The organism is Hungatella sp. SB206 (genome assembly GCF_051132295.1).
GTDB classification, from domain to species: domain Bacteria; phylum Bacillota; class Clostridia; order Lachnospirales; family Lachnospiraceae; genus Hungatella; species Hungatella effluvii.
Genome location: NZ_CP096603.1, coordinates 7402004 through 7421127, shown reverse-complemented (window position 1 = coordinate 7421127; position 19124 = coordinate 7402004). Strand labels below are relative to the sequence as shown.

The following is a 19124-nucleotide window of genomic DNA, read 5'->3' as shown; positions in this document are numbered from 1 at the left end:
TATAATGAATGAATACGGAAATGGAGATTTTTATTGGAAATACGAATAAAATGAGAAGTACAGGGCGTCACGATAAACAATTAAAGGAGACAGAAAAATGAGAGTAAAAAAGGTAGCGGCTGCGCTGCTCTGCGCGGCACTGATATCAGGTATGACGGGGATGACGGCACTGGCAGTGGTAGAGACGAAGATCAGTTCGGTATCTCTTGTGGTAGAAGCGGATATGGAGGTCGGACAGAATATTCAGGATCAGGAAATAGAAATCACCCCGAAAAGCGATAAGTATTCTGCAGGAGAATATGAGTTCCTCAATACAGGCTTCTCCTGGTCGGAGGAGGATATCCCGGTTGTCAAGGTGAGCATCTACGCGGAAGATGGATACAAGTTCGCGGTATCGAAGGATAAAATCACCTTAAAGGGTGCAACGTTCGTAGATTACAGCCGTGAGGATGAGTCTCACACGCTGGTTATTACCATGCAGCTGCCGCCGCTGGCGGAGCAGACATCCGCTATTGAACAGGCCGCCTGGACCTCCACGACGGGAGTATCCTGGAGCCATTCCACAGGAGCCGGAAGCTATGAGGTGAAGCTTTACCGGGATGGAAAGACGGTGGGAACTACGAAGACCACAGCGGGGAATTCCTACGACTTTTCCGCGGCTATGACGAAGGCCGGAACGTATTTCTATCGCGTACGTCCGGTAAACAGACTGAAACCGGAAAACAAGGGAGAGTGGGTGGAATCCCCCTCCAGATATATTGACAACGATACGGCCGCAGCCATCTATCAGAACGGCAGCCCTGCGGGCGAGTGGAAGCAGGATGAATCCGGATGGTGGTACAGAAACGGGGATGGAACCTACACCGTCTCCAACTGGCAGCAGATTGACGATGCATGGTACTTCTTTAATGAGCGGGGATACATGGCCACCGGCTGGGTGGACTGGAACGGTACGCAGTATTACTGTGACGCCGCTGATGGTAAGATGCTGGTCAATACGACAACGCCTGACGGACATACGGTAGGAGCCGACGGGGCTCTGGTGCAGTAGCGCCGATACAACAGAGAAAGAACGGATGCCTGTTCTTGGGAGGTAATTCTATATGCCGCAAAACAGCTTGCAGACTGGCTCACCGCTGATTGCCATCGCGGCGGATTCAGAGCAGAAGGTGATATATGTACATGAAAAAATGCAGACATTTTTGAGATATCCCGTGTCAGACTGCTCCGGCCGGGAGCTTTCCGAAGTGATCTGGGATATTGCGGAACAGCGGCTGGAGTTCAAGCCAGATGAGAGGAGCTGGGAGGTGTTCTTTACCAGAGAGGGAGAAGAGTACCATCTGGCCGTTCAGCGGCTTGATTCCGGCCGGGATCAGGCTATGCCGGAAATCACCGTTATACTCCAAAAGAGCGGGGACAGGGAAAAAAGGCGTCTGGAACAGGAACTTTCCCTGAATTTACAGAGATATAAAATAGCGCTGTCCAGATGCAATAATATTATATGGGAATACCATGTGGATGAGGACTGTGCCTATTTGCAGGGGCTCCGGAGCCTGCCCTTTGTCCAGTCCGGGAAGATCGAGGACTTCAGCAAGAAGATGATGAGGGACCGGTACCTGGACAAAGAGAGCCTGCCTGCCGTACACCAGATGTTTCTTGATTTAAGGGCGGGGAAGCTTATGGCTTGTGCGCTTCTGCACACCAGTCAGCCCGACGGCGTCCAGAGCTGGTACAGGGTTACCCATACGATGCTTCACGACGGAAACGGCCCGGACAACATCGCCATAGGCGTAGTCGAGGATATCAGTAAGGAACAGAAAGAACAGGAGAAATACCAGCAGGAAGAGAAGTACCGCCAGGCTCTGATGGGAGACGCGCTGGCCTCCTATGAGATTGATATTGATAACGACATGATCATTGAAAAGATCATTGAGAAGAAAAAGGACATGCTGGCCTCGGTCGGCTTGTCGGTCAACTGCAAATATTCACATTTTTTAAAATGCTGGGCGGAAAAGAATGTTCACCCGGAGGACCGCTTTCTCTTTTTGCAGGAGATGAATCCGAAATTTCTCCGCAGCCAGTATGAGAGAGGCCGCCAGGAGGCAGTGTGCGAATACCGTAGCTTAAACGCGGACGCGGAGATGATCTGGTGCAATACCACCATCTATTTAATCGAGTCAGGAGGCCATCTGACCGGTTTTGTCTATGTGAAGAACATCGAGGAGAAGAAACGGAGGGAGCTGGAACTGCTTCGCCAGTCGAGAATCGATCCGCTGACCAATCTACTTAACCGGGCAGCCTCTCTTCAGGAGATCAACTACATTTTAAATGAGAACGGTCAGAAGGAGAGCGCACTTCTCATCATCGACGTGGATAATTTTAAGAATGTCAACGATACCTTCGGCCATATGTACGGCGACAAGGTGCTGGCAGGAATTGCGTACAAGCTGAAGAATATCTTTGATACGGATGCCATAGTGGGACGGCTGGGAGGAGACGAATTCCTGGTCTTTCTGTTCAATATCCAGGATGAGGATGTTGTATACCGTAAGGCACAGATGGTGGCCAGAGAGCTTCAGACTATCCAGGAGGAGGGGGAAAACCGCATTGCAGTCAATAATTCCATCGGTATCGCCGTCAGCCCCCGCCACGGAACCAGATTTCAGGAGCTGTATGTAAAAGCGGATACGGCCCTGCGGTATGCCAAACAGTCCGGAAAGTCCTGCTACAGCGTGTTTGGAGACAAGATATCGAAAGTCGTCCCCATGGAGTATGTGAACCGGGAATGGCTGCTCGATGAACTGGAGGAGATTGTATACATCAGTGATATACAGGACTATACCTTACTTTATGTGAACCGGGTGGGGCGCGATCTGTTCGGTATGAAGCTGGAAGACTTCGAAAAAAAGAAGTGTTACCAGATGCTTCAGGGAAGAAACACGCCGTGTCCGTTCTGCAATAACGCGAAGCTGGTGAAAGACGAGTTTTTCATGTGGGAATATGAGAATCCCTATTTAAAGAAATACTTTATTGTGAAGGACAAGCTGGTGGAGTGGAATGGCCGTCCAGTGCGCATGGAGATCGCCGTGGACATGGGAAACCATATGATGGGGAACCGGTCAACAACCGCCAAATACCACATGGAGACGGTTATGCTGGAGAGTCTAAGGACTCTGAACAGTGCCGACGACTTAGAGACGGGAATCACACGTATTCTGGAGCTGATCACCCGTTTTTACGACGGAGAGCGGTCTTATATCATCGAGATCGACCGGGAACATGGGTATGCCCATAACATCTACGAATGGTGCAGGGAAGGGGTGCCGCCCCAGAAGGCATCGTTACAGAACGTTGCCCTGGACGCGATCCCTTATATTGTGGAGACTTTCAATAAGAAACAGCATCTGATCATATCGCAGGTGGAAGAACTTAAATGCACGTATCCCAGTGAGTACCAGTTCTTAACGAGGCGGAACGCACACAGTCTGTTTGCCGTACCGTTTGAAGATGAATCTGCGTTTTGCGGATATATCGGAGTGGATAATCCGAATATTAACCAGGATACCATACGTTTCCTGGATTCAATCGCCTATAATATTGCAAATGAGATTAAGAAAAGGCGCCTATATGAACGGCTGGAGTTCGAGGCCGGGCACGATACGCTGAGCGGCCTCTTAAACAGAAGCAGCTTCGTCCGCTACCAGAACAGGGTCCAGAGAAAGTACGGGGAGTCCTGCGGAATGATCACAGCGGATATTAACGGACTGAAACAGCTAAACCAGGATTACGGACATTCCAGGGGAGATGAAACCATCATCACGGTAACTGCGGTCATGCGTTCCTGTTTCCCGGATGGGGAGATATTCCGCCTGAGCGGCGACGAGTTCGTGATCATCGCCATGAACCAGGAGTATGAGGTCTTCATGAAGCATGTCAGGGAGATGGGGATAGAGCTGGATTCGAAGACGCCCAACGGAGTATCCTTAGGTTCCACGTGGGTGGAACACTTAACTGATTTCGATATGCTTCTTCATCACGCGGAAGAGCTGATGCTGGTGAATAAACAGATTTACTACAAGAATAGCGACGATGTGCGCAAACACTATTCACCGGAAGGGATGAAGCTTTTAGTCCATGATGTGGAGCAGGGATATTACCGGCTCTATCTTCAGCCCAAGTTCGATCCGGAGACGGGAACGGTGCATTCTGTGGAGGCGCTGTCACGGTATCAGGCGCCGGGCCATGAGCTGCAGTCCCCGGTTAAATTTGTATCGCTGCTGGAAAAGATGAAGCTTATCCGGTATCTCGATTTTTATATGCTGGAGGAGGTGTTCCGTCTTCTCTCCAGGTGGAAAGCGGAAGGCAGGCCCCTGATTCCCGTCTCTGTGAATTTCTCCAGAATTACTCTGCTGGAAAGCGATTTATTCCAGATGCTGACAGAGATTAAGAACAAATATGATGTTCCCAGCAGCCTGGTGATGATAGAAATCACGGAGAGTATCGGGGATTTCGAACACAAGGTGATAGAGGCCGTCGGTTCGAAGCTCCGGAAAGCGGGGTTCCGCATATCACTGGACGATTTTGGGGCGGACTACGCCAATATGTCCATCCTGTCCATCATGCATTTTGATGAGGTGAAGCTGGATAAATCGCTGATTGAAAATCTGGTGGGGAATGAAAAGAATCAGATTGTTGTGAAGTGTATCATTGAGATGTGCCGCAGCCTTCATGTGGACTGTGTGGCGGAAGGGGTGGAGACAAAGGAACAGCTGGAGCTCTTAAAGGCCTACGGCTGCACCACCATCCAGGGCTACTATTACAGCAAACCCGTGGAGGTGGAGCAGTTTTCGGTGTAATATTAAAACCAGAACCAGTCGAAGGAATCCCATTCCTTCTCCAGCTCGGAAATCTGTCTTCCGATCTTTTTAAAGCGGTGTGAGGCTACAAAGTACTGTACTACGTGGAAGACACCGAGTGTAAACAGGATAGCGCCCATCATCATGATCATGGCAGCTGCCGTGGCAAAAGGATTGAAGACAGCCAGAGCGCCTAAGAGGATGGTTAAAACAGCCGTGATTAAGTTAAACCACCAGGAATCCAGGCCAAACTTTTTAAGCTTCACAGAGGTCTTAAGACCTATAATTCCATAGACGGCCAGAAAGATGCCGAGGATAAGCGGAAGTATGGAGGTTGCGGCCAGCGGTTTAAAAAGAAAAATTACTCCGAATACGATGGGCAGAACCGCCAGCACACACTGCAGCCAGTAATTGGCAAAGTGATTTTTGAACCGGGTAACTTCAAACAGTTTTGTGACGCCGTAGACGATGAAACAGACGCCTGTACAGATGCCGGCCGTCGCCAGTGTGGGTCCGGGCAGCAGAAGCAGCAGAAGGCCCAGCAATGCGGCGCAGATGGATATGACAAGGTATGAGCGTTTCATTTCTTTCCAGATCATAGTAATTCTCCTTTTGTAATTGGACATTGGGATACCGGTGTTTTGTTAAAACAGGGCGGGCCGTCTTCTGCGGCCCGCCCTGTTCCGGGATGGAGGGCTTTTTCGTCCCGGGATTTGCCTGTTATTCGATTAAGATGCGGTGTGTTTCCTCAACCTGCTTCTGGGAGGTCTTCGGAAATTCCAGATGAAGGATACCATCCTCGAAGCGAGCCTTCATATCTTCCTGTTTTACAGCCTCGCCGACATAGAAGCTTCTCTGGCACGAACCGCTGTAGCGTTCCTGGCGAACGTACTTACCTGTTTTCTCGTCCTTCTCGCTTCGTTCCATACCGCGTTCGGCGGAGATGGTTACATAGCCGTCGCGAAGGCTGACGGTGATCTCGTCTTTCTTAAATCCGGGCAGATCCATATCGAGTTCATAACCGTTTTCATTCTCTCTGATATCGGTCTTCATCAGATTCTTTTCCCGTTTCCCGAATATCGGGCTCTTGAAAGCATCTTCCATAAAGTCGTCAAATAAGTTTTCTCCAAAAATACTAGGCATCATCATAAGTCATTCCTCCTAAAATGAATTTCTTATATGTGTTGACACCTTGTCGGCAGCACATATATGGTTAAAAGTCGGCCACCTTTTTCATTGTGGTGCTCCTTTTTGTTACAATTACGTTATAGCACCATTTGTTAGCACTGTCAACAGCAGAGTGCTAATTTTATGCTTTTTTCACAGAAAATTCATATTGTAAATACAATTTAAAGAGCTTGTTCCATAATGACCGTTATTAAGCAAAAAATAATTGTTTGAAATAGGAGGCATGAACTTGTATGAATGGATAAACTATCATATAATAGCACAAAGGAGAATTTTATGAAGAATTATATTGTACTGGATTTGGAATGGAATCAGAGCCCTGACGGAAAAGAGGGGACGATTGACCATTTTCCTTTTGAAATTATAGAAATCGGAGCTGTCCGCCTGGATGAAGCGTTTCAGGAGACCGGGCAGTTTTGCCGTCTGATCCGGCCGCGGGTCTATCCGCAGATGCACTACCGGATCTCCGAGGTAACCCATATGGACATGGCCGAGCTGGAACGCAATGGTGAGACGTTTGTGGCTGTCATCAGGGACTTTCTCGAATGGTGCGGGAACGACTGCGTGTTCTGTACCTGGGGGTCCATGGACTTGACGGAGCTGCAGAGAAACATGGCGTTTTACGGCGTGGAGATTCCATTCGACAAGCCCCTTCTCTATTACGATGTCCAGAAGCTCTACAGCCTTCTTCAGGGAGACGGAAAACAGAAGCAGTCGCTGGATATCACGGCCCGGGAACTGGGAATCATGGAAGACCGTCCCTTCCACCGCGCGCTTGACGATGCCCATTACACGGGGCGTGTCATGGCAGCCATGGACTTTGAGCGGGTGATGGAATACTGGTCCACCGATTATTACCGGCTTCCTGAGAGTAAGGAAGAGGAGGTCTACCTCATATTTCCCGGATACTCTAAATACATTTCAAGGACATTTGAGACGAAAGAGGAGGCGATTGCGGACAAGACGGTCACCGATTTAATCTGTTACCGCTGCAACCGTATGCTCAGAAAGAAGGTCCGCTGGTTCTCTGTGAATCAGAAGTTCTACTTTGCCCTGGGTGTCTGCCCGGAGCACGGATACTTAAAAGGGAAGATCCGCATGAAGCGCAGTGACGACGGACGAGTCTACGCCGTAAAGACCATGAAGCTGGTAGACGAGGAGGGGGCGCGTCAGATCAGCGAGAAGAAGGAAGAAGCGAAGAAGAAGCGCATTGAAAAGACGAAACACAGAAAACAGAAGACGAATATAAAAATGCGGGGAAGCGATTAATTTTCGCTTTCCCGCATTCTGTATCCAACGCCTATTTCTGTATAAATATATTGAGGTTCCGCAGGATTGATCTCCAGCTTTCTGCGGATATGAGCCATATTGACCCGCAGGATCTGATTGTTGCTGTCCGCAAATGGACCCCAGATTCTGCTGATGATGTAATCATAGGTGAGAACTTTCCCGGACTGCTCGGCCAGCAGGGAGACCAGCTTGTACTCAATCTGGGTTAAGTGGACTTCCTTATCCTTAAGCGTGACGAGGCGTTTGTCAAAATCAATGACCAGATCCCCGCTGCGGTAGGTTGGCTGAACAAGAGTTCCATCTCCGGTGCTGACGGTTGGCTTGCCATGACGAAGCGCGGTGCGGATGCGCGCCAGAAGCTCGCTGGTGCCGAAGGGCTTCGTAATGTAGTCGTCTGCGCCGAAATCCAGGGCCGCGACCTTTTCCTGCTCCTGGGTTCTTGCGGATATGACGATGATCGGGATGTTGGACCAGCTGCGCACATTCTTGATGATGTCGATTCCATCCAGGTCGGGCAGCCCCAGATCCAGAAGGATCATGTCCGGGCAGCAGGCGTTGATCAGAGACAGGCCCTCTTTTCCGCTGACGGCGGTGAGTACCTTGTAATCATGAGTCTCCAGTGCCGCCTCGATAAAACTCAGTATGTTCTTCTCATCTTCTATAATAACGATCGTTAACTTACTCATAGATATCTTCTCCTAACGGTAACGTAAATGTGAACCGGGCTCCCTGTTTTTCATTTGCGGCTGTTATGGTGCCGCCGTGGGCGGTAATAATAGTTTTGCAGATGGACAGCCCGATCCCCATTCCTTTGTGGGAATCTCCGCTGCTGTTCGGGGATGGCGTGTAGCCGTCAAACAGTGTGTCCAGCCGCTCCGGCGGAATTCCGGTGCCATGATCCGTGATGTCAAACCAGGCCAGACCGTCGTGAACGGTGATATTAAAATCGATGGGTTCATCCGAGTGCGAGTGATAGACCGCGTTTTCCAGCAGGTTTATGATAACCTGCTCGATCAGGGTGGCGTCCATGGGCACCATGATGAATTCATCCGGTACGGTGACATGAACGGTAGCGTCGGGAAGGCGCTTGTGAAACCGCTGTACTGCCTCTGAGGCCACCTCCTCCAGCGGTTCTGAGGATTTCGTCACCTGGGTCTCGGTATCGCGGATTCTGGTGACGCTGAGCAGATTCTCCACCATGTTGAGAAGCCAGTTGGCATCTTCGTTGATGTTGGACACCATGACGGTCTTTTCGTTCTCTGTCATATGGTCCATGTTTTCCAGGTAGGCGCTGCTGGCGCCGATGATGCCGGTCAGCGGAGTCCGCAGGTCATGGGAGACAGCTCTCAGCAAGTTGGCCCTCATCGTCTCCTTTTCGGCCTCCATCAGGATGTGGTTCTGCTCTTTTAAATGGGTGGTGGTGGTGCTTGTAATACCGGAGATCAGAAGCATGGCAATGAAGGTTACCGGATAGCCATCCAGTGTAAAATCCAGTTCCATAAACGGATACGTAAACACGTAATTCACACAGATAACACCGAAAACGGAGGCTACGATTCCAGGTACGTAGCCGTCGGTGTAGCGCGCCGTCAGCATGACCGCCAGCATGAAGACGATCCCCACATTTGTCCGGTTTCCCCCGACAAAGAGAAACAGAATCGAACAGAAGGTAGCACCAAGCAGGAAAACCGATGTGACGACGATATTCCGGATTAAATCTTCTTTTGGCATCTTGCCTTGTCTTTTTATCCTCATTGTCTTTTACTGCCTTTCCGCGGATTATTTGAATTTTAAATGCCGGTTTCCGCGGCCTTTCTTTCGTTTGGACGTGTAGGCGCTGCGCCTCTGTTCCATCAGGTTGTTGAATTCATCGGCGGATACGCCGGAATCCTGCAGACGTTTTAACCTCTGTTCATGACGGAAATGGTATTCCTGGGCCTCCCTGTTCTTTCTGAGGATCAGGAAGGCGATGAGCGCGCCAAGGAGCACGACGCCGGCGACACTGCCGAGAATGATCCAGGCGATGACCGGTATCTCAAAGGGTCTTAATGCCTTTTCTCTGTAATCCTCAGTCTCTTTTGGAAGCTCTGTCTCGCCCTGAGGGTTCACTCCCTCCGGAGCACTGGTTCCGTCTGATGACGGTGCGGCGGCTCCGCCGTTCTCTCCGCTGCTGGCTGTATCAGGTGCGGCAGCTTCTGTCTGGGCGCCGGAGTTCTCCGAACCGGCAGCAGTCTGATTGGAGCCATCCGAAGTTTGCCCGGCTCCTGCCGCGGATTCGCCTTCCTTGAGGGCGGCCGGAACCTGATGGGAGGACGCGGCGCTTTCAAACAGTGCTTGGTTGGTCTCCAGATAGGTACAGCCGATCTGGCGTTCATTGTAACGGTAGCAGATTTTGGCAATCGCGTTATCGGGGTCGCTGTCTGAGATATCATAGCTGAGCGTTGCCTCGGCGTCGGAAAATTCGGCCGTTTTCGGAAGAATGATCCGTCCGTCAGGATCTAAAATGAGCGCCGCGGGCTTATCCAGGGTGAGGCCGCCGAAGGTTAAATCACTGCTTACGGGGCTGTATTTCGTCTCGTGATCCGCCGCTCGGACGGAGACAAAGTTCTGGAATCCAAAGTCCAGCAGATTCTTAGTATCGGTCCAGTACTGAGGCGTAGATCCCTTGAGGATGACGGCAATAAGCTTTAAACCGTTCTTTTTGGCACAGGTGACCAGCGTGTTGCCCGCCAGTGTGGTGTAGCCGGTTTTGCCGCCCACGATGCCGGGATAGTAGTACGGCGTACTCTTCTTAAGCATCTTATGGCCCGGATAGATGGTCAGACCTTCCGGGTTGATGGAATTGGGCGGAAGCTTATAATAGGTGGTGGAATCGATTTCCTCGAAGGTGGGATTTAAAAAGGCAGCTCTGGCAATTAATGCCATGTCGTATGTGGAAGTATAGTGTTCCGGGTCGTTTAAACCGCTGGGGTTGGCGAAATGGGTGTCAGTGCAGCCCAGTTCCTTCGCCTTTGCATTCATCATATCTGCAAACGCTTCTGTACTTCCGGCCACATGCTCCGCAAGGGCGTTGGCCGATTCGTTGGCCGATTTTAAAAGCAGGGCGTAGAGACAGTCCTTGACGGACAGCTTGTCCCCCTCGTTGATCCCTGCGTTGCTGCTTCCTGCTTCCACGTTAAAGACCGCGTTGTGGGAGAAGGTGACGGTTTCATCGAGGCTGCATTTTTCAATGACGATCAGAGCCGTCATAATCTTCGTAATACTGGCCGGAAAATACTGGTTGTGAATATTTTGTCCCCAAAGTACGGTTCCGGTGTCCGCGTCTATGACGATACCGCTTTCCGCCTGAACGGAAACATCGGAGGGCCAGTCAGGGGCCGCCAGTGCAGTTTCCGTAAATACACCCATAAGGAGCATCAGACATAAGAGGAACGCCGACATTCGTTTTATCAATTGCGTCATATCGTGTAATCTCTCCGTATTTTCATTCGGTTTCATAAAAAGGTCCACTTTACAGTATAGGTTATTTCCTGTAACAAGTAAAGGTTCAAACGCTATTTTTCTTTGATTTTCTAAGGAAAAAGAGGGCCAGACCGAAGACAATGACGACACAGAGAAAGAAGGTGATTCCAATATGGAGCACCGTGTCGCTGAAAAATCCCTCCGGTACGATATTGATCAGCATATCCGTGGCAGGGTCCAGAATCCATAAATCGTTGCGGAAGAAGATGTGATGGAACATGATGAAATATTTCGAAAAATCCGTGGAAATAATAGCCGCGAGGATTGCGGTGATGCCGAAGAACAGACCGGTCCCCAGACAGACCGATTTCGGGAATACCCGCTTAAAGTCGGCTTTCAGCAGTAACAGGATAATGATGCATAGAGCCATAAGGAGCAGGCAGCCACGGCGGATGGCGAGCGCGTCTAAGAAGAGTCCGCGGACATCCTCCATATGGGCGATTTCCCGCTCATTGAAAAATTCCCGTGAAACTCCGCCCATGGTGGTGTCTACATGGAGATCAGCCCGTTTTCCGCGCAGATAGGCCATCATCTGGTCCGTCACATCGAGTAAGTCTTCCATTGTCATGTCCACCGCTTCGGTGACGTTGTATTTCGCGTATTCCTTCTCAAAATATCCGGGTGTCCAGTAGACGACCGCCTCCACCGAAGTGATTAAGAGCGTAACCATCAGGCAGAGTGAGAAGATGATGCCTGCGGCGTAATGGATCAGTGTTTTCATAGTAAGTCCTCCTGTTAATGGTGTAGCGGTTATTTTTTCGTGGCCGTCGGAAGATTCCAGCAGTAGCGGGTGGCCAGAATCCGGATCAGGATGACGGAGCCGGCGCCGATCAGCATGGCGGCGTCATTGTTCATGTAGTCCTGAAGATACGCGTAGAGAACCGCTCCTGTGATGGAAGCAGAGGCGTAGACGTGTTTCCTCAGTATATAAGGCGTCTCACCGGCCATGATGTCTCTTAAGAGTCCGCCGCCCACCCCGGTGATTACGCCGAGAAAGATAATCAGAAAATGGTATCGCCCGTAGCCGGCCAGCACCGCGGTGTCAATGCCTACCACAGTGAAGGCGCCCAGGCCGACGGCGTCGAAGATGTTCATGAATTTCTCATACATTTCGATGGAGCGGCTGGCCAGAATCATCTGGTTGCGTCGTACAATAACAAACAGTATCATGACCGTAATGAAGGCAAGTAATACATAAACCGGGTCCTTAAAGAGATTTGGCGGCACGTTTCCGATAATGATATCGCGCAGCATTCCGCCGCCTACGGCTGTGGTGACGCCGAGGACGATGACTCCCAGAAGATCAAGCTGCTTTTTGATGGCCACCATGGCTCCGGAAGAGGCAAAGGCGATCGTCCCGACCGCTTCCACGAAAAATAGTAACGACAACTGCAGTTCCATATTCAAAAACCCCCGAATGTTCTATATTAAGCATTTTGTACGGTGAATCAACAAAAGTATACGTTTCTGTTCGAATTTTGTCAATAAATATGGAGGAAGGGAAAAAAGTATTTTCTTGTTTTTAACACGGTAAAGTGATATAGTATTATAGGGATAAATGTAAAAAATTGATAATTTTAAAATATTTTACTTGCATTTTTTCGGAAAATTATTTATTATTGAAAGTGAAACAGTTCAAAAGTGAACAATTGGGAGGTGACCATATCTAACGAAGGCCCAAGGGGGCCGAAGGCATGGGATCATGCCGGAGGACTTCCGGGAAAGCGGCGGAACTTAATCATTAATTTTAAGAAAGAGGTGTTTGCATGATTGATCAGAAAGAGTTTGTAAAAAATGTTGATGAGTGGTCCAGTATCTGTTTAAACGATGAGAGGATCGACTTGGGGTTATATGAAAAATATGACGTAAAACGAGGGCTCAGAGATAAGAACGGCAACGGTGTTGTGGCGGGTCTTACGAAGGTGTCAAAGATTTTGTCCAGCAAGACTGTGGATGGCGTAAAGATGCCGTGTGAAGGCCAGTTATTCTACCGTGGTTATAATATCTATGACCTGGTAGGGGGCGTTGTGAAAGACAGCCGTTTTGGATATGAAGAGATCGCTTATCTGCTGCTGTTCGGCGAACTGCCGAATAAGGAACAGATGGAACGCTTTTCCCAGACACTCGCCTACAGCCGTACCCTGCCTACAAACTTTGTCAGGGACGTGGTCATGAAGGCTCCAAGCAAGGATATGATGTCCTGTTTGGCGAGAAGCATCTTAACGCTTTCTTCCTACGATGATATGGCCAGCGATATCTCCGTTCCAAACGTGCTGCGTCAGAGCCTGATGTTAATCAGCGTCATGCCGATGTTAGCCGTATACAGTTACCACGCCTATAATCATTATGAGTGTGACGAGAGTATGTATATCCACCGTCCGGATGAGAATCTGTCCACGGCTGAGAATCTGCTGCGTCTGCTTCGTCCGGATAAGAATTACTCCAAGGTAGAGGCACACGTACTGGATCTGGCGTTGATTCTCCATATGGAACATGGCGGCGGCAACAACTCCACATTTACAACCCACGTCGTAACATCCTCCGGTACGGACACGTATTCAGTGGTAGCGGCAGCACTGGCTTCCTTAAAAGGTCCGAAACACGGCGGCGCCAACATCAAGGTCGTTGAGATGATGGAAGACCTGCGGAAGGAAGTCCATGACTTAAAGGACGAGGAAGAAGTAGAATTCTATCTAAGAAGACTGTTACATAAAGAGGCATTCGATAAGAAGGGCTTAATCTACGGTATGGGTCATGCCGTTTATTCCAAGTCCGATCCGCGTGCCGAGATCTTTAAAGGCTTTGTACACCAGTTGTCTGAAGAGAAGGGACGCATGGATGACTTTAACTTATATTCCATGATCGAGCGTCTGGCGCCGCAGGTAATTGCCGATGAGAGAAAGATTTACAAGGGCGTCAGCGCCAATGTGGACTTTTACAGCGGCTTTGTTTACAGCATGCTTGATATTCCGAAGGAGCTGTTCACTCCGATTTTTGCAATTGCCAGAATCGTTGGCTGGAGCGCACACCGGATTGAGGAGCTGATCAACATGGATAAGATCATTCGCCCGGCTTATACCAGCGTAATGATGGAAGAGGAGTATACACGCCTCGATGAGAGATAGGGACTTAATAGAGTTGTCATAATAAAACGGCTGCAGAATGCGGAGAGGATCCGGCTGGTCTGCAGTCGTTTTTAATGTTACAGTTCAGCCTTCGCTTCCGGCTGCCGCTGTCCGGCCCCCGGAAGCGAAGGCTGAACTGTAACTTTTTAATTGCCGGCATAATAGGATTTCATTGAGTTTTGTACCTGAAAGCGCTATAATAAAACTACTATTGACCCGAAAGACTCCGGACGGTGGAACGGATATGGAAAGAGAGGTACAAAGGATGACAGAGGAAACCTTGGCAATGATGCGTGAAGCAGAGGTGGACGTGGAGGGAGCACTGGCCCGCTTCTGCGGAAACAGCGCATTGTATGAAAAATTTCTTGGGAAATTCCTTCAGGATGATAATTTTAAAAAGATTGGAGACGCGGTTAAGGCGGGGGAGAGCCAGGAGATGCTGATGGCGGCCCATACGTTAAAGGGAGTTGCCGGGAATCTGGGCTTTAATGCTTTAATGAATGCCTGTGCCGAGATGGTCGGTCAGCTGAGAAGTAACAGTATGGAAGGCGCGTTAGCTGCGTATACGGTTGTGAAGGAGAAATACGAGATGGTCTGCGAAGCAATTAACAGTATGGAGGGGATCAGTGGATGAAAAAGCGTGATACCCTTCTGATTGTGGATGACATGGAGGTAAACCGCGCAATACTGAGAAGCCTGTTTGAACGCCAGTATAATCTTCTGGAAGCGGAAAACGGTGAACAGGCTCTGCTTCTTCTTCATGAATATGAGGAACACGTGGCAGCCATGCTGCTGGATCTGGTCATGCCGGTCAAAGACGGCTACGAGGTCATGGAGGAGATGGGAAAAAGCGGTCTTGTGTCGCGCATACCCGTTATTGTTATTACTTCTGATGATACGGCGGAAAGCGAGGTACGGGCCTTTGACCTGGGGGCAGCCGATATTATCATGAAGCCATTTGAACCCCATGTAGTAAAGAGAAGGGTACAAAATGCAGTGGATCTGTGCCGCCATAAGCTCCATTTGGAGGAACTGGTGGAAGAGCAGTCGGCCAGTTTAAGGGATTCCAACGCCATCATGATCGACGCCCTTTCCTCTATCATAGAGTACCGGAGTGTGGAATCGGGACAGCACATACGCAGAATCCGCATGTTTACCAAGATCCTTCTGGAGGATGTGGCGAAGGCCTACCAGGAGTATAATTTAGACAGCAGAACCATAGAGATTATCGCGGATGCCTCCTCGATGCACGACATCGGCAAGATTGCGATTCCCGACTCTATATTAAACAAGCCGGGGCCCCTGACGAGGGAGGAGTTTGAATTGATGAAGACTCACACCACAAAGGGGTGTGAGATGCTTTCCGGTCTGGAGCGCATGAACGATAAGGAGTATATCGGCTACGCGTATAACATCTGCCGTTACCACCATGAGCGCTGGAACGGAAAAGGGTATCCGGATGGTTTAAAGGGCGACAATATCCCGATTTGCGCGCAGGTCGTGGCTATTGCCGACTGTTACGATGCGCTGACTACGGACCGGGTTTATAAAAAGGCGCTTCCGGCGGAGCAGGCGTTCAACATGATTCTGAATGGGGAGTGCGGCGAGTTTTCTCCGCGGCTGCTGGAGTGCTTTAAGAATGTACGTGAGGATTTTGCGGCTCTGTCCAGGGCGTATGCGGACGGAGTCGGCCCTAAGCTGAAGCCGGAGAGGAAAGAACTGAGAAAGCCTGAGACGATCGATGCGGTCAATACCATGGAGCAGGGGCAGATGAAGTATTTAACGCTGCTGCGGTATGTGGATTCCACGGTCATGGAGGTGGATTTGAATACGGGGATCTACCACGTCGTCTACATGCCAAACCGCGATTTTGAACTGCTTCGCTCGGGGAGCCGGTTTGAAGATTCGGTGAGAGCGTTTGCGCAGGGATCGGTCTATCCCGATGACAGAGGCATCGTTCTGGGACTCCTGGGAGATTATATGACACAGTTCTTCTCAGATGGCCTCATGAAGCGGACGAGGAAATACCGGGTGCTGGACCAGACGACGGGCACCTATTACTGGTGCTATGCCACCCTTTTGCGGGTGGATATCGGCAATCCGGGTCAGAAAAAGGTGATGCTGGTCTGGCACCGGGCATCGGATGGACAGCAGGAGGAATTGCTGCCTGGCACGGTGAAGGAAGGCATGTACCGGGGAACGGTAATCAGCCGCCTGGCCGGAGGTGTCATGAAGTGCAGGAATGATAAATGGTACACACTGGCGGACAACGGAAGAGGGCTGTGTGACTTAATCTGCTGTACAGAGCAGGACCTCAGTGAAAAATACCATAACCGCTATCTGGAGATTATATTCCCGGCAGACAGGGACCGGGTGAGCCAGGAGATGGTGTCGCAGCTGGAGGAGGGCCGTATCACGGAGCTGGAATACCGGCTGGTCACCGAGGAAGGAAAGCTGATCTGGGTGATGGACCGGAGCATTCTTGTGATGGAAGAGGACGGGCTGGAGTATATCTATACGCTTCTGGTGGACGTTACCCAGTCGCATAAGGCGATGGAAGAGCTGCAGATGTCAGTGGAACGCTACAAGATCATACTGGATCAGACGAAAGACGTGATCTTCGAGTGGAATATTGCGTCGGATGAAATATCGTATTCCAGCAATTGGGAACATAAATACGGGTATCAGCCTATCATAGACGGAATCAGCCGCCGTCTGCCTTTTGCTTCCCATATTAACCCGGATGATATTCCGGATGTTCTTAAGTTTTCCAATGATATGATGACCGGCAGGCCGTTTGGTGAACTGGAATTCCGGCTTGCAAACCCTGAGGGACGGTATTGCTGGTGCAGAGTGCGGGCCACGGCTCAGTTTGATACGGCCGGAAAACCGAGGACAGTCGTCGGAATTATTACGGATATCGACGATGAGAAGCGGGCTACGGAGAAATTAATAGACCGGGCGGAGCGCGATGTTTTGACGAAGCTGTATAATAAACGGGCGGCCAGACATAAGATCAACCGCTTTCTAGAGCTGAGCCAGGGAAGAGACTGCTCGGCCATGCTCATGATAGATGTAGATAATTTTAAGCTGGTGAATGACCGGTACGGCCATATGTTTGGCGACGCCGTGCTTACGGAGATGGCCTCCAGGATATCATCGCATTTCCGGGACAGCGATATCGTATCGCGCATTGGCGGTGATGAGTTTATGGTCTTTATGCCCGGGATCGGAAAGCGTGAGATGGCAATGGAACGGGCGGAGCGGCTGATGGCTTCATTTCAGACTATGTTTAAAAGTAATCTTAAGGATGTTCCATTTTCGTGCAGCATTGGTATCGCTTACAGCCCGGACGACGGCACTGACTTCCAGAGCCTCTTTCAGAACAGTGACGCAGCTTTATATCAGGCGAAGCTGGAGGGAAAGAACCGCTGTATGCAGTATTGTAAGTCCGCTGTGAATACGGCCTTTGAATTTAAAGAAGAGACGGACAGGCCGGAGGCTGAGAGGGAGAACGCGGAGCAGAGAGGGCAGGTTACCGTGGCCAAAGTGATCAGCATGACCTTTCAGGAACTGTATGATGCGGCAGACTTCGACCAGGCTATGAATTCCATTCTAGAGATGACGGGAAGGCTGTTTCACGTCAGCCGCGTCTATATATTTGAAAACTGCGCCGACAGCGAGGAACGCTGCACAAACACGTTTGAATGGTGCAGGGAAGGGATACGGCCGCAGCGGGATGAACTGCGGAACCTTGCCTATGGCGAGATGGGCGGTGACTACAGGGATAACTTTAATGAAGAGGGCGTGTTCTACTGCCTAGATATTACAGAACTGACGCCAGAGCTGCAGTGCCTGCTGGCAGATCAGGGGATTGCTTCCGTGCTACAGTGTTCGATTACCGCGAATGGCGTTTTTAAGGGATTTGTAGGCTTTGATGAGTGCGGGACGGGGAGAATATGGACGCAGGAGCAGGTGGACTGCCTCGTGTTTCTGTCAAAAATGCTGTCCACCTTCCTTCTTAAGAAGAGGGCCGAGGACCGGGTGCGGGAATCCATGCAGAATCTGGAGTGCATTTTAAACAACCAGAACTCCTGGATCTATGTGATCGACGAGGATACGTATGAACTGCGTTATATTAATGAAAAGACGTACCGGCTCGTGCCGGAATCCAGACTGGGTATGTGCTGCTACTATGCGTTCTTTCATCGGGACAAGCCCTGTGAGCGCTGTCCTGTCAGGGAATGCGCGGGAACGGGCAGCAGCGCGATGGAGATCTATAATCCGGTGCTGAAGGTCTGGACGCTGACCGACTCCTCGCGGATCCGGTGGGGGGACAGGGATGCGTTTCTTCTGGCCTGCCATGATATCTCACCGTATAAGGAGGGGGAGGCGGTGGAAGGGGGTACGCTTCTCACCCTGGAAGATATATACAAATAATACCTCACAGGCAGATTATGATTACAAATCAGGTCTGTCTGTGAGGTATTTTTTATTTATACGAATATTTTGTCCGCTGAATCAGGCGCTGGTCTTATTTCTCTTAATAACCTTCAGCCTTGTAAACTCCTCGCGGTCCTTTTCTTCCAGCGCGTTTGTAATGTTTCTGGTGAGCGCCTCGTAACGTGGGATCGTGATGTTCTTAAGCGCATTGGCACGCTTCTGTGTACGCTTGATGCTGTTTGCCAGGCGGTATGCGGAGTTTTCCACCATGGACAGCTTTACCGTAAGCTCCTTCACCTTTTCAAAGTGGTATCTGGCCTCATCTAAGGATTCCTTTGTGCTGTAGTAGGCATACGTCAGATTTAACGGCTTTTCCTCGTGCTGGACGAGCGGAATCTCCGTACCCATGATGCTGCGGGTCTTGATACGCACCGTATCGTCCACAGGGACGGCCGCGGCGATGTCCTGCACATAATTGATACCCAGCTCGATATTGGCCTTCTGAAGGGCCCTGTAGGCCGCTGTGAAGGTGGTGTCGATCTCAGACTGGATTCCCTTGGCTTCCTCGATCAGACCCATTAGTTCCTTGATTAAGATATTCCGCTTTTTATCCATCAGCTCATATCCCTGACGGGCCAGCGTGAGGGAACTCTTGGCGAGAATTAAATTACCCTTTGTGGGAAATGTATTCGGGTCCATA

Annotated in this window: 14 protein-coding genes; 6 read left to right on the top strand and 8 right to left on the bottom strand. The window is 50.2% G+C overall.

Annotated features, from left to right (window positions below):
• The first annotated feature begins 97 nt into the window (after positions 1-97).
• Both M1L66_RS33335 and M1L66_RS33330 read left to right on the top strand, forming a co-directional pair.
• Positions 98-1051 (top strand): cell wall-binding protein, encoded by a 954-nt coding sequence (locus tag M1L66_RS33335; RefSeq protein ID WP_434690021.1) that lies wholly within the window; start codon positions 98-100, stop codon positions 1049-1051.
• Positions 1052-1103: 52 nt separating this feature from the next.
• Positions 1104-4856, top strand: a complete 3753-nt coding sequence (locus tag M1L66_RS33330) for an EAL domain-containing protein (protein ID WP_434690019.1) — start codon at positions 1104-1106, stop codon at positions 4854-4856.
• Positions 4857-4858: 2 nt separating this feature from the next.
• Here M1L66_RS33330 and M1L66_RS33325 read toward each other — a convergent pair whose 3' ends face one another.
• Both M1L66_RS33325 and M1L66_RS33320 read right to left on the bottom strand, forming a co-directional pair.
• Entirely contained in the window at positions 4859-5455 is a 597-nt protein-coding gene (locus tag M1L66_RS33325; RefSeq protein ID WP_434690016.1) for an HdeD family acid-resistance protein, read from the bottom strand.
• Between the two features lie 121 nt (positions 5456-5576).
• Positions 5577-6005: an Hsp20/alpha crystallin family protein gene (locus M1L66_RS33320; RefSeq protein WP_187024295.1), complete on the bottom strand. Its 429-nt coding sequence runs from the start codon at positions 6003-6005 to the stop codon at positions 5577-5579.
• Between the two features lie 315 nt (positions 6006-6320).
• Between M1L66_RS33320 and M1L66_RS33315 the strand changes: the two genes are divergently transcribed.
• Complete coding sequence (locus M1L66_RS33315) at positions 6321-7313, top strand: 3'-5' exonuclease (RefSeq protein WP_187024294.1); 993 nt, start codon at positions 6321-6323, stop codon at positions 7311-7313.
• On the opposite strand, the gene M1L66_RS33310 is transcribed toward M1L66_RS33315, so the two are convergent.
• From M1L66_RS33310 to M1L66_RS33290, 5 genes are all read right to left on the bottom strand, one after another.
• Positions 7310-8020 carry a response regulator gene (locus M1L66_RS33310; protein WP_187024293.1) on the bottom strand — a complete coding sequence of 237 codons (711 nt, stop codon included), beginning with the start codon at positions 8018-8020 and terminating at the stop codon, positions 7310-7312. The two genes, M1L66_RS33315 and M1L66_RS33310, sit on opposite strands and share 4 nt — an antisense overlap.
• The gene (locus tag M1L66_RS33305; protein WP_187024292.1) at positions 8013-9089 is read right to left on the bottom strand and encodes a sensor histidine kinase; all 1077 of its coding nucleotides are present in this window, start codon (positions 9087-9089) and stop codon (positions 8013-8015) included. The genes M1L66_RS33310 and M1L66_RS33305 overlap by 8 nt, the downstream gene beginning before the upstream one ends.
• 24 nt (positions 9090-9113) lie before the next feature.
• A complete protein-coding gene (locus M1L66_RS33300; RefSeq protein ID WP_434690012.1) occupies positions 9114-10796 on the bottom strand; it encodes a D-alanyl-D-alanine carboxypeptidase family protein in 1683 nt (560 codons plus the stop codon).
• A gap of 85 nt (positions 10797-10881) precedes the next feature.
• A complete protein-coding gene (locus M1L66_RS33295) occupies positions 10882-11577 on the bottom strand; it encodes a TIGR01906 family membrane protein (RefSeq protein ID WP_187024290.1) in 696 nt (231 codons plus the stop codon).
• A gap of 29 nt (positions 11578-11606) precedes the next feature.
• Positions 11607-12257: a trimeric intracellular cation channel family protein gene (locus tag M1L66_RS33290; RefSeq protein ID WP_187024289.1), complete on the bottom strand. Its 651-nt coding sequence runs from the start codon at positions 12255-12257 to the stop codon at positions 11607-11609.
• Positions 12258-12622: 365 nt separating this feature from the next.
• Here M1L66_RS33290 and M1L66_RS33285 point away from each other — a divergent pair, with 365 nt between their 5' ends.
• The 3 genes from M1L66_RS33285 (at position 12623) to M1L66_RS33275 (ending at position 18421) form a co-directional block, all read left to right on the top strand.
• Positions 12623-13981, top strand: a complete 1359-nt coding sequence (locus M1L66_RS33285) for a citrate/2-methylcitrate synthase (protein WP_434690009.1) — start codon at positions 12623-12625, stop codon at positions 13979-13981.
• A 265-nt stretch (positions 13982-14246) separates the two neighbouring features.
• A complete protein-coding gene (locus tag M1L66_RS33280; RefSeq protein ID WP_434690006.1) occupies positions 14247-14615 on the top strand; it encodes an Hpt domain-containing protein in 369 nt (122 codons plus the stop codon).
• Entirely contained in the window at positions 14612-18421 is a 3810-nt protein-coding gene (locus M1L66_RS33275) for a diguanylate cyclase domain-containing protein (RefSeq protein WP_434690003.1), read from the top strand. Before M1L66_RS33280 ends, M1L66_RS33275 begins: the two co-directional genes overlap by 4 nt.
• Positions 18422-18502: 81 nt before the next feature.
• Here the strand turns inward: M1L66_RS33275 and M1L66_RS33270 are convergent, their stop codons facing one another.
• Positions 18503-19123, bottom strand: coding sequence for a V-type ATP synthase subunit D (locus M1L66_RS33270; RefSeq protein WP_025531253.1), 621 nt, complete (start codon positions 19121-19123; stop codon positions 18503-18505).
• Between the last annotated feature and the right edge of the window lies 1 nt (position 19124).